This is a genomic window from Actinotalea sp. JY-7885 (assembly GCF_014525465.1).
Lineage (GTDB): Bacteria > Actinomycetota > Actinomycetes > Actinomycetales > Cellulomonadaceae > Actinotalea.
In genome coordinates this window covers 1-10,861 of sequence record NZ_JACEXH010000114.1, presented here as the reverse complement: position 1 = coordinate 10,861, position 10,861 = coordinate 1, and the positions used below count along the sequence as shown (strand labels likewise).

Annotated in this window: 10 protein-coding genes and 1 rRNA gene; all 11 read left to right on the top strand. The window is 76.1% G+C overall.

Annotated features, from left to right (window positions below):
* Nucleotides 1–77: ribosomal RNA gene (rrf, locus tag IDM29_RS11200) — 5S ribosomal RNA — on the top strand; the annotation flags it as partial.
* 786 nt (nt 78–863) lie between these two features.
* Nucleotides 864–1,484, top strand: a complete 621-nt coding sequence (locus IDM29_RS11195; RefSeq protein ID WP_255491835.1) for a hypothetical protein — start codon at nt 864–866, stop codon at nt 1,482–1,484.
* On the top strand, nt 1,484–2,497 hold the full coding sequence (locus tag IDM29_RS11190; RefSeq protein WP_182113684.1) for an HAD-IIA family hydrolase: 1,014 nt from the start codon (nt 1,484–1,486) through the stop codon (nt 2,495–2,497). Before IDM29_RS11195 ends, IDM29_RS11190 begins: the two co-directional genes overlap by 1 nt.
* Nucleotides 2,498–2,580: 83 nt before the next feature.
* On the top strand, nt 2,581–2,742 hold the full coding sequence (locus IDM29_RS11185) for a hypothetical protein (RefSeq protein WP_182114358.1): 162 nt from the start codon (nt 2,581–2,583) through the stop codon (nt 2,740–2,742).
* Complete coding sequence (locus tag IDM29_RS11180) at nt 2,739–3,608, top strand: TlyA family RNA methyltransferase (RefSeq protein ID WP_182113685.1); 870 nt, start codon at nt 2,739–2,741, stop codon at nt 3,606–3,608. The genes IDM29_RS11185 and IDM29_RS11180 overlap by 4 nt, the downstream gene beginning before the upstream one ends.
* Nucleotides 3,605–4,516, top strand: coding sequence for an NAD kinase (locus IDM29_RS11175; RefSeq protein WP_182113686.1), 912 nt, complete (start codon nt 3,605–3,607; stop codon nt 4,514–4,516). The genes IDM29_RS11180 and IDM29_RS11175 overlap by 4 nt, the downstream gene beginning before the upstream one ends.
* Entirely contained in the window at nt 4,513–6,225 is a 1,713-nt protein-coding gene (gene recN, locus IDM29_RS11170) for a DNA repair protein RecN (RefSeq protein WP_182113687.1), read from the top strand. Before IDM29_RS11175 ends, recN begins: the two co-directional genes overlap by 4 nt.
* A gap of 6 nt (nt 6,226–6,231) precedes the next feature.
* The gene (gene steA / locus IDM29_RS11165; RefSeq protein ID WP_182113688.1) at nt 6,232–7,419 is read left to right on the top strand and encodes a putative cytokinetic ring protein SteA; all 1,188 of its coding nucleotides are present in this window, start codon (nt 6,232–6,234) and stop codon (nt 7,417–7,419) included.
* Between the two features lie 34 nt (nt 7,420–7,453).
* The gene (locus IDM29_RS11160) at nt 7,454–8,530 is read left to right on the top strand and encodes a copper transporter (RefSeq protein ID WP_182113689.1); all 1,077 of its coding nucleotides are present in this window, start codon (nt 7,454–7,456) and stop codon (nt 8,528–8,530) included.
* Nucleotides 8,527–9,375 (top strand): hypothetical protein, encoded by an 849-nt coding sequence (locus tag IDM29_RS11155; RefSeq protein WP_182113690.1) that lies wholly within the window; start codon nt 8,527–8,529, stop codon nt 9,373–9,375. Before IDM29_RS11160 ends, IDM29_RS11155 begins: the two co-directional genes overlap by 4 nt.
* Nucleotides 9,372–10,861, top strand: a 1,490-nt coding sequence (gene murJ, locus IDM29_RS11150; RefSeq protein WP_188037535.1) for a murein biosynthesis integral membrane protein MurJ, incomplete at its 3' end; no start/stop codon positions are given. The genes IDM29_RS11155 and murJ, both read left to right, overlap by 4 nt.

The following is a 10,861-nucleotide window of genomic DNA, read 5'->3' as shown; positions in this document are numbered from 1 at the left end:
CGAACCCGGAAGCTAAGCCCTTCTGCGCCGATGGTACTGCACGGGAGACTGTGTGGGAGAGTAGGTCGCCGCCGAACATCACTTCACAACGAGGCCGTCCCCTTTTCGGGGACGGCCTCGTTGCGTTGCCCGAAAGTTGTCCCCGTCGCGCCGTCGTTGTTCGGCGTGCGCGCTTCGGGCGGCGCTGATGGCGTAGCGCCGGTCCCGGAAGGGGCCCCGTGAGAACCGTCCGCGCCCCGCGTGAGACGATGGGTCGAGTCAAGAAGAGAGGACGTGCCGGCGTGTCTGACGACAGCACTGGTGCGCGCAAGCCTGTCGATGGAGCATCGTCGGGGCGCGCGGAGAAGCGTGTGAACGGCGCCACGGATCGTGGCGCGGGTCCCGCGGGCGGCACGGGCCGCGCCCCAGGTGCGGATCGCCGTGCTGAGCCTCGACGGGACTCGTTCGGCGGCTCAGGTCGTGGATCCGCGGGAGGCGGGGATCGGCGCGACGCCGGGCGCGGCGCCGGTGAGCGGTACGACCCGCGCAAGCCCCGCACGCGCGCCGGGGCGGCGGGCGGATCCGGGGCGTCCGCGCGTCCTCGTCCCGAACGGACGTCGGCTCCGGCTGGGTCGGGCGGACCGGGTCGTGGTCGTCCCGACAGTCGCGGTGCTGCGGACCGTGGAGGGCGTCCGACGACGCCTCGACCCGCGCGCGGCGGCGTCGAGCGCCCGGCGGATGCTCGTGAGCGCGAGAAGCCGCGCGGACCCGTCGCCCCCGAGCTGCCGGACGACGTCCAGGCGTCGGATCTGGACCGGGCGGCGCGGAGCCGACTGCGGACGCTCAGCAAGGACAACGCCGACGGTGTCGCACGGCACCTCGTGATGGCGGGCCGCCTGCTCGACGACGACCCGGAGCTGGCCTACGAGCACGCCCAGGCGGCCGTTCGCCGTGCCGGCCGGGTCGACGTCGTCCGGGAGGCGGCCGGGCTCACCGCCTACCGCACGGGCCGGTACGCCGAGGCGCTCCGTGAGCTGCGGACGGTCCGTCGTCTCAACGGCTCGGACGAGCACCTGCCGCTGCTGGCCGACTGCGAGCGTGGGCTCGGCAGGCCCGAGCGGGCGATCGCGATCTCCCAGGAGGAGGCCGCGCGGACGCTCGAGCCGGAGGGACTGGTGGAGCTCGCGATCGTCGTCGCCGGCGCACGCCTGGATCTCGGCGACCCGGACGCCGCGCTCGCCGCGCTGTCGGCGCCGGCCGTGCGGGCGGCGTCGGGCGAGCAGGCGGAGCGGGTCCTGGAGGCGCGGGCCGAGGCACTACGGGCCGCGGGAAGGCTTGCCGAGGCCGCGGCGATCGACGCCCAGCTCGGCGGCACCGATGACGAGGTGGTCGTGTACGACCTCGAGGAGGACGGCGGCGCCGACGCGGCGCCTGACGAGGTCGCGCCGGACCGTGCGCCTGAGGCGTCGGCCTCGGGCGGGGTCGACGGCGGGCGGGAGAGCTGATGCTCATCGAGTGCACGAGCACCCTGGCCCAGGCCTACGACCTCGCTCTGGTCGACCTCGACGGGGTCGCGTATCGCGGTCCGGAGCCGATCACGCACGCGGCGGAGAGCCTGGCCGCTGCACGTGAGGCCGGCATGTCGCTGGTCTTCGTGACGAACAACGCCTCCCGCGAGCCGGAGGCGGTCGCCGGGCAGCTCAGCGGTCTCGGCATCCCCGCCGAGCCGGGTGAGGTCATGACGGCTGCCCAGGCCGCCGCCGCGGTGCTCGCCGAGCGGCTCGAGGCCGGCTCCCGCGTGCTCGTTGTCGGCGGCGCCGGGCTGGTGACGGCGGTGCGTGCGGTGGGCATGGAGGTCGTGACCTCGGCCGATGACGAGCCGGCCGCCGTGGTCCAGGGCTTCGCGCCCGACCTCGGGTGGAAGCACCTCGCGGAGGCGGCGTACGCCGTGCAGCGGGGCGCCTGGTACGTGGTGAGCAACCTGGACCTCACGCTCCCCAACGAGCGGGGCATCGCACCGGGGAACGGCTCCCTCGTCGGCGTCGTACGCGCGGCGACCGGCGTCGAGCCCGTGAGCGCCGGCAAGCCCGAGCCGACGATGTTCCGGCTGGCGGCCGAGCGCCGATCGGCGCAGCGACCTCTGGTGATCGGCGACCGGCTGGACACCGACCTGGGCGGCGCCCGCGCGGCCGGGTTCCCCGGCCTGCACGTGCTCACGGGCGTGAGCTCGGCGCGCGACGTCGTGCTGGCTCCGGCCCACGACCGGCCGAGCTTCCTCGGGGAGGACCTGCGGGCGCTGCACCAGCCGCACCGCGCCCCCGCTCTCCGCGAGGGCTGGTGGGTCTGCGGCGACGCGTCGGCGACGGTGCGCGACCGTGCGCTCGAGGTGCGGTCCGGCGCGGGCGGCGACCCGATGGACGTGGTGCGGGCCGCCTGCGGCGCCGTCTGGACGGCTGTCGACGCTGGCGGGTCCGTGGACGCGGGCACGGTGCCGGAGCTGGTTCCCGCACCGCGCTGAGCTTCGCGCGTCAGGCCCGCGGTCCTCCACCCGTGGGCGGTAGCGTGGGCGTTCGACGAGCGATCGACGACGAAGGGGTGCGCGTGGAGCACGAGGGGATGGCGGGCGCCGGGACGGGCGACGACGCCGTCGACCAGGCGCTCAGCGTGCTCGACGGCCTGGCCGAGCGGCCGGTGCGTGAGCACGTCGGCGTCTTCGAGGCGGTGCACGCCGCCCTGGCGGACCGGCTCGCGGAGGGACCGTGACCGCCGGCGCCGCCCGCCTCGACGCGGAGCTGGTGCGCCGCGGACTCGTGCGCTCCCGCACGCGCGCGGCGCGGCTCCTCGCCGAGGGACGGGTCGCGGTCGACGGCGAGGTCGTCACGAAGCCCTCGCGTCCGGTGGGCGAGGACGCGGAGATCACCGTGGACGCCCCCGCGACCGAGTACGTCTCGCGCGCCGCGCTCAAGCTCGCCGGGGCCCTCGACAGCCTGGCGGGTGCGCCCGGCGCCCCCGACCCGCGCGGCCGCTGGTGCCTGGACGCCGGGGCCTCGACGGGCGGGTTCACCCAGGTGCTGCTCGAGCGGGGTGCCGCCCACGTGCACGCCGTCGACGTCGGCCACGGGCAGATGGATCCCGCGCTGGCCGGCGATCCCCGGGTGACGTGCCGCGAGGGCGTCAACGTGCGCGACCTCGCACCCACGGGCCTCCCGCGGCTCGCGGAGCTCGTCGTGGCGGACCTCTCCTTCATCTCGCTGACGCTCGTGGTGGGGCCGCTCGTGGCGCTGTGCGAGCCGGCGGGCGACCTGCTGCTCATGGTCAAGCCGCAGTTCGAGGTCGGGCGGGAGCGCCTCGGCTCGGGCGGGGTCGTGAAGTCGACCGACCTGCGGCGCGAGGCCGTCCTCGGTGTCGTCGAGGCCGCGCGGGCGCACGGGGCGTCTCTGCGCGCCGTCGTGCCCAGCCCGGTGCCCGGGCCCGCCGGCAACCACGAGTACTTCGTGTGGCTGCGACCGGAGCCCGCCGAGGGGCGGGACGCGCTGCACGTCCGCGAGGCGGTGCGGCGCGCCGTCGTGGACGGGACCACCGCCGTGATGGTCGACGAGCTCCGAGGACTGCCGCGGAGGACCGCATGAACCGGTCGGTGCTCGTCGTCAGCCACGGCGGTCGGCCCGAGGCGGTGCGCGCCGCCGAGGAGGCTGTGCGCGCGCTGCGCGCGCACGGGCTCGACCCCGTCTTCGAGGAGCAGGTCGGCGACGTCGACGCGCTCGAGATGGTGGTCGTCCTGGGCGGCGACGGGACGATCCTGCGCGCGGCGGAGCTGACGCACGGCTCCGGCGTGCCCCTGCTCGGCGTCAACCTCGGACATGTCGGGTTCCTCGCCGAGAGCGAGCGCGAGCAGATCGACGAGGCGGTGCGCCGGATCGCGTCGCGCGAGTACGACGTCGAGGAGCGCGGGACGATCGAGGTGCGCGTCCTGCAGCCGGGCGGCGACGTCCGCACGGGCTGGGCGCTGAACGAGGCCACCGTCGAGAAGTCGGACCGCGCCCGCATGGTCGAGGTCGTCGTCGAGGTCGACGGGCGCCCGCTGTCCTCCTTCGGCTGCGACGGCGTCGTCATGGCGACGTCCACCGGGTCCACCGCGCACGCGTTCTCGGCCGGGGGCCCGGTGGTCTGGCCGGACGTCGACGCGATGCTGCTCGTGCCGGTGTCGGCGCACGCCCTCTTCGCCCGCCCGCTCGTCGTGGGCCCCGCGTCGGTGCTGGCGGTCGAGATCCTCGGCCGTTCGTCGAGCGAGGGCGTGCTCACCTGTGACGGCCGGCGCAAGATCGACCTGCCCGTCGGGACCCGGGTGGAGGTGCGGCGCAGCCCCGTGCCCGTCCGGCTTGCCCGGATGAGCCACGCGCCCTTCACCGACCGGCTGGTCTCCCGCTTCGCGCTGCCCGTGACCGGGTGGCGCGGTCGAGGGCCGAACGGCAGCACCGAGCGCGACGAGGGCGCGGCTCGGGAGGGTGCCGTGGTCGCGGCGGGGGACGGCGGGTGATCGAGGAGATTCGGATCGAGAACCTCGGCGTCATCGAGGCGGCCACCGTGTCGCTCGGACCGGGGCTCACCGCCATCACCGGCGAGACCGGGGCCGGCAAGACGATGGTGCTCTCCGGGCTGAACCTGCTGCTCGGGCGCCGTGCGGACGCGGCCGTCGTGCGCGTCGGGGCGAGCCAGGCGACGGCCGAGGGCTGCTTCGTCGTCGACCCGGCCTCGCCCGTCGCCGAGCGCGCCCGCGAGGCCGGCGCGCAGGTGGACGACGACGGGACCCTCGTGGCGCTGCGCACCGTCGCGGCCGCCGGCCGCTCGCGCGCCTTCCTCGGCGGGCGGACGGTGCCGCAGTCCGTCCTCGGGGAGATCGCGGAGGACCTGGTCACCGTGCACGGCCAGCAGGACCAGGCCCGGCTGCGCTCGCCGCGTCGTCAGCGCGAGGCCCTCGACGCCTTCGCGGGCGCCGAGCACGCGGCCGTGCTCGCCGAGTACCGCGCGGCGTGGTCGCAGCGTCAGCGCGCGGCCGAGGAGCTCGACGCCATGGTGTCGAGCGCTGCGGAGCGCTCGCGCGAGGCGGAGCTGCTGCGCCTGGGCCTCGCGGAGGTCGAGCGCCTGGCGCCCCAGCCGGGGGAGGACGTCGAGCTCGCGGCCGAGGCCGCGCGCCTCGGTCACGTCGAGGAGCTCCGCACCGCCGCTGCGTCCGCCCACCTGGCCCTGGCGGGCGACGACGACGGGGGAGCGGGCGCCACGGCGACCGTGGAGCTCGCCCGGCGGAGCCTCGAGGCCGTCGCGCCCCACGACGGCGTCCTCGCCGCCCTGGCGGAGCGCCTCGCCGAGGCCCGTTACCTCCTCGACGACGTCTCCGCCGAGCTCGCGAGCCACGGCGACTCGCTCCTCGCGGACCCGGCGCGCCTCGAGGAGGTCAACCGGCGGCGCGCGGAGCTGACGGCCCTGAGCCGCAGCCACGGCGCCGGGACCCTCGACGAGGTGCTGGCCTGGTCCCAGGACGCCGGCCTGCGCCTGCTCGAGCTCGAGGGCACCGACGACCGGACGGCCGCCCTGCGGGCACGTCTCGGCGAGCTCGAGGAGCGGCTCACGACGCTCGCGGCCCGGCTGACCGCCGCGCGGACGGACGCCGCGACGCGGCTCGCGTCCGCCGTGACGGCCGAGCTCGCCGGGCTGGCCATGGCGTCCGCCGTGCTCGAGGTACGGCTCCACCCGACGCCCGAGCCCGGGCCGTGGGGCGCCGAGGACGTCGAGATGCTGCTGGCCTCCCACGCGGGTGCCCCGCCCCGGCCCCTGGGTCAGGGCGCGTCGGGCGGTGAGCTCTCGCGCGTCATGCTCGCGATCGAGGTCGCGCTGGCGACGGCACCCGGCTCGGGTGCGGCGCGGCCCCCGACGTTCGTCTTCGACGAGGTCGACGCCGGGGTCGGCGGCAAGGCGGCGGTGGAGGTCGGTCGGCGCCTCGCCGAGCTGGCGCTCGGCGCCCAGGTCGTGGTCGTCACGCACCTCGCGCAGGTGGCCGCGTTCGCCGACCGGCACCTCGTCGTGACCAAGTCCACCGCCGGTGACGTCGTCACCGCGTCGGACGTGCGGCACGTCGAGGGGCAGGATCGCGTCGCCGAGCTCGCGCGCATGCTCTCGGGGCAGGAGGACTCGGACGCCGCGCGGCAGCACGCGGCTGAGCTCCTCGAGCGCTCCGTCGTGGGACGATGATCCCCGATGAGACTCAGCCTGCGACCGCGCCGAGCGGCTCCTGACGAACCCGGACTGCACGGGCCGGTCCGGGTCGACCCCCGGACCAAGAACCTCACCAAGCGGCTGCGGCCCGGTGACGTCGCCGTGATCGACCACCTGGACATCGACCGCGTCTCGGCCGAGGCGCTCGCCGCGTGCCGGCCTGCCGCCGTGCTCAACGCGGCACGGTCGACGTCGGGCCGCTACCCGAACCTCGGTCCGGACATCCTCCTGGCCGCGGGGATCCCGCTGGTGGACGACCTCGGCCCCGACGTCCTGACCCTCACGGAGGGTCGGCAGGTGCGCGTCGTCGACGGCGCGGTGTACGACGGCGACCGCCTCGTGGCCGAGGGGACCGTGCAGGACGAGGCCTCGGTCGCCGCGGCGATGGAGGAGGCCCGCGCGGGCCTGGCGGTCCAGCTCGAGTCGTTCGCGGCCAACACCATGGACTACCTCCGCCGGGAGCGAGCGCTCCTGCTCGACGGGGTCGGCGTCCCCGACATCGAGACGGTCATCGACGGTCGCCAGGTGCTCATCGTCGTGCGCGGGTACCACTACAAGGAAGACCTCGTCGCGCTGCGGCACTACGTCAAGGAGTACCGCCCGGTGCTCATCGGCGTGGACGGCGGCGCCGACGCGATCCTCGAGGCCGGCTGGAAGCCCGACCTCATCGTGGGCGACATGGACTCCGTCTCGGACCGTGCGCTGCGGTGCGGGGCCGAGGTCGTCGTGCACGCGTACCGCGACGGCCACGCCCCGGGCGTCGAGCGCGTCGAGAAGCTCGGCGTCAAGCACGTCGTGTTCCCGGCGACCGGCACGAGCGAGGACGTCGCGATGCTGCTGGCCGACGACAAGGGCGCGGAGCTCATCGTGGCCGTCGGCACGCACGCCACCCTCGTCGAGTTCCTCGACAAGGGCCGTTCCGGCATGGCGAGCACGTTCCTCACGCGCCTGCGCGTCGGCAGCAAGCTCATCGACGCCAAGGGCGTCTCACGTCTCTACCGCCAGCGGATCTCGAACTGGCAGCTCGCGTGGCTCATCGTCGCCGGGCTGCTCGCACTCGGGGTCGCGCTCGCCTCCACGTCGGCCGGGCAGACCCTGTTCGGCCTGTCCGCCGCCTGGTTCGACGACGTCTGGTCGTCCGTGCGGGGCCTGTTCGGCGGTGGGGCATGACGTCCCCCGCCGCCACCGACCGAGAGACCTCACAGTGATCGACTTCAGGTACCACATCGTCTCCCTCATCTCCGTCTTCCTCGCGCTCGCCGTCGGCATCGCGCTGGGCGCGGGTCCGCTGAAGGAGACCATCGGCGACACGCTGACGGGCCAGGTGGAGCAGCTCCGGGCCGAGAAGGAGGAGCTGCGCGCCCAGCTCGACGACGCGTCGGCGGACCTCGCGGCGCAGGAGGCGGCGTTCGCCGCCGCCGCGCCGGAGCTCCTCGACGGCATCCTGCCCGGGCGACGGGTTGCCGTCGTGCAGCTCGACGACGTCGCGCCCGAGGTGCGCGACGCGGTCACCGAGCGCCTGACGCAGGCCGGTGCGACGGTCTCCGCCACGGTGCAGGTCACCGAGCTGTGGGACGACCCCGACCAGCGCTCCTTCCGCCAGGGCATCGCGAGCAGCCTCGTCGAGCGGCTCGACCCGGTTCCCGCGCAGGACGCGGGCACGGGGACGGAGCTGGCCGAGGCGCTCGCGCAGGCGCTGACGATGGCCGAGCCGACCGACCCGGACGCGGTCGCCGCCGACGCGGTCACCGTCATGGACCTGCTCGTCGAGTCCGGGCTCGTCACGCTCGGCGACGGCGGCGTGAGCGCGCCGGCCGACGCCATCGTCGTCCTCGCGGGGCCCACGGTGAGCGCCGAGGAGGCCGAGTCCACGCAGGCGACGCCCGAGGACGACCCGGCCGTGCAGGAGCTCGCCGACGCGCGGCTCACGTCCGCGCTGCAGATCGCGCGCGCGGCCCAGGAGCGGTCGCGTGCCGCCGTGGTGGTCGGGGGCGAGCTCGTCGAGGGCAGCCTGGTCGAGCGGGTGCGCGCCGACGAGGGGACGGCCAGCCGCATCAGCACCGTCGAGTCGGCCAACGAGCTCGTGGGGCAGGTCTCGGTGCCGATGGCGCTGAGCGCGAGCCTCGGCGGGAGCGTGGGCCACTACGGCCCGAGCCCGGACGCCACCGCGCCGCTGCCGCCGCACGTCGTCCTGCCGCCCATCGAGCGCGTGGCGCAGGCGCCGGTCGATGCCGCCACGGAGTCCGACCCCGGCGCCGAGGCCGGCACGGAGCAGGGATGAGCATCGTGCGCGCCGCCGTGGCTGCGGCCACGACCGCCGCGGCCGTGACCGCCGTCGGGCGCCGTGCGCTCGGGGCGACCCTGGGCGGGTCGCCGCGCTGGACGCGGGTCAACCACCGGGGGGCACCCATCAGCCTCCTGGAGGGACCCGCGGTCGCCGCCGGGCTCGTCGCCGGCGCCCTCGCCGGAGGCAGGTCGGGGAGCAGGGAGGCGCTCGCCGGTGCGGTCGCCGCGGCGGGCGGCGCGACGTTCGGCCTGGTCGACGACCTCTCGGAGGACGTCAGCCGCACCCGCAAGGGTCTGCGGGGTCACCTCGGCGCCCTCGCGCACGGCGAGCTGACCACGGGCGGTCTGAAGGTCCTCGGCATCGGCGCCACGGGCGTCGTGGCGTCCGCGCTCGCGCTCGAGCGGGGCACGACCGGCCGCGTGGCCCACGCGATCGACGTGCTGTGCGCCGGCGCTCTCGTGGCCGGCACCGCCAACCTCGTCAACCTCCTCGACCTGCGCCCGGGGCGTGCCCTCAAGGCGGGCGCGCTGCTCGCCGCACCGGCCCTCGTGACCGCGGGCGCACCCGCTGCCGCGGCGGCGCTCGGCGCGGCCGGTGCGGCGCTGCCGCGCGACCTCGGCGAGCAGGACATGCTCGGTGACGGCGGGGCCAACGCCCTGGGTGCGATCGTCGGCACGGCGCTCGTACTCGGGACGCCCCGGCCCGTGCGCGCCGCACTCCTCGCCGCGGTCGTCGGCCTGACGCTCGCGAGCGAGCGGGTGAGCTTCACCGCCGTCATCGCGCGCACGCCCGCCCTGCGCGCCCTGGACGAGTGGGGCCGGCGCCGGGACCGCGCGTGAGCCCGGCCGCCCGGCGGGCGCTGGGCGGGCTCGTCGGGGCTGCCGCGCTCATCGCGGGCATCACGGTGCTGAGCCGGCTGCTCGGCTTCGGGCGGTGGTTCGTCCAGTCCTGGGCGGTCGGCTCCACCCAGACGGGGACCGCGTACGCGACGGCCAACGTGCTGCCGAACGTCCTGTTCGAGGTGCTGGCCGGCGGCGCGCTCGCGGGTGCGGTCGTCCCGCTGCTGGCGGGACCGCTGAGCCGCGGCACCCGCCACGAGGTCGACCGGATCGCGTCGGCGATGCTCACCTGGGCCGTCGCCGTGCTCGTGCCCGCGTCGGTGCTGCTCGCTCTGGTCGCGCGCCCGCTCACCGAGCTGTTCCTGTCCCCGGAGCGCTACCCGGCGGCGACGGTCGAGCTCTCGGCGCACCTGCTGGTCGTCTTCGCGCCGCAGGTCGCGCTGTACGGCGTCGGCATCGTGCTCACGGGCATCCTCCAGGCCCAGCGCCGGTTCGCCTGGCCCGCCGCCGCGCCGCTCGCCTCGAGCGTCGTCGTCATGACGAGCTACCTCGTCTTCCGTGGGCTCGCCGTGCAGGCGGTCGACGACCCGGCGTCGCTGTCGACGGCCGCGGTGGCCTGGCTCGGCTGGGGCACGACCGCCGGCGTGGCCGCGATGAGCCTGCCGCTCCTCGTCCCGGTGCTGCGCTCCGGGGTCCGGCTGCGCCCGACCCTGCGCTTCCCGGACGGCGTCGGGCGCCGCGCGACCCGGCTCGCGCTCTCCGGCATCGGCGGCCTCCTCGCGCAGCAGGTCTCCGTGCTCGTGACGCTGCGCCTCGCGAACGCCTACGGCGACGACGGCACCGTCAACCTCTTCCAGTACTCCCAGGCGGTCTACCTGCTCCCGTACGCGGTGCTCGCCGTGCCCCTGGCCACCGCGACGTTCCCCCGCATCGCCGAGCACCACGCGCACGGCGCCCACGACGTCGCGGCGCGCCTCGTGGCCGCCAGCACGCGGACGGTGCTCGTGGTCGGCGCGGCGGGAGCGGCCGCCCTGGCCGCCGTCGCCCCCGCCGTCGCGCAGGTCTTCGGCGACGTCGACGCGAGCCGGGACCCCCAGACCGTGGCCGCCATGGCTCCGACGCTCACCCTGCTCGCCCCCGGGCTCGTGGGCTTCGGGCTGCTCTTCCACCTCTCGCGCGTCCTGTTCGGGCTCGAGCGCTCGCGCGCGTCGGTCGTGGGAGTCGCCACCGGCTGGCTCACCGTCGCTGCCGCGTCGGTCGTCGCCGTGGTCGCGCTCGCGAACGACGACGGCGACGTGGTCGGCACGCTCAGCGGCCTCGCGGTGGGCAGCTCCGTCGGCATGACCGTCGCGGGCGTCGTCCTGGTGGCGCTCGTCGCCGGTGCCGCCGGCCGCTCGGCCGTGGCCGGGCTCGGGCGCACGGCCGCCGTCGCCGTGGCCGCAGCCGTCGTCGGCGCCGTCGTCGGCCGCCGGATCGTCGACGCCGT